We start from the raw sequence: 890 nt of genomic DNA, 5'->3' as shown, positions 1-890 counted from the left end.
CGCAATGCTCCGAAATATGCAGTTATCATCTCAAAAAGTTGAAGCTATTTTTAAAACCAAAGCTCGCTATTACTCTGGGATAAGAGCTGTTCAAACGACGTTAAAGTGTATTGTTATTTATATCAGCCCTCAACTCGCACGTGAGATGTTAAAGTATTCCCGGCGTGGTGTAGTTAATCCTAACCACACAAATCGAAAGTTAAGTAGATCAAGAATAGCGATGTATGCAGAATCAATGAGGAGTGGTAAATGGTGCCTGAGTGGAGAACCAATTCTTATTTCATTTGAAGGCGAAATCCTTAATGGTCATCACCGCCTAGAAGCTTCAGTCGAATCTCACACTGGCTTTATTACACCTATTATTTATGACGTAACCGACGATTTATCATTTGCAAATATTGATGTGGGTAATTTACGGTCTCGATCGCAAGTTTTAGAGATGGCGGGAGTTAAAGTAAACGCTCAAGTTCTGTCTCGTGTTGCTATGCTAGCAAAAGCGTTTGATATGACCATCAATCCTTATGCATTTCGCGGTACTCAAGGTACCGCGTTTCAACCAGCGGAAATACTAGCGTATGTTGAGGGTAATGAAGAGCTGGCTCTGTCAGTGGATTTCATTTCTAAGATAGTGAAACGTCACAAACTTGAAAGCCAAGCTTCCGAAGCAATTTATGCGTTTGCCCATTACCTAATCAAACAAAAAATCAATGGAAATAAGATCTATAAAGTACTTCCAATATCCCCTGAAGAATACCTCACTCGAGTGATTTCGTCATTGGGATTAGAGTCTGAAGATGACATTGAATTTCAGGTGCGCAACTATCTGGTAAGCGCTTAATTCTCGACATCATTCCCATTTAAACCCAAGCCCCGATAATGACAACAGTCAT

At 40.1% G+C, this 890-nt stretch carries 1 pseudogene; it reads left to right on the top strand.

Going from position 1 to position 890, the window contains the following annotated elements:
• Positions 1 to 835, top strand: a pseudogene (locus BCU68_RS15800) (chromosome partitioning protein ParB); the annotation flags it as partial.
• Positions 836 to 890 lie beyond the last annotated feature (55 nt).

This window comes from Vibrio sp. 10N.286.49.B3 (assembly GCF_002873395.1).
In the GTDB taxonomy this organism is placed as follows: domain Bacteria; phylum Pseudomonadota; class Gammaproteobacteria; order Enterobacterales; family Vibrionaceae; genus Vibrio.
The sequence above is the reverse complement of the archived record's forward strand: the minus strand, read 5'-3'. Positions and strand labels throughout refer to the sequence as shown.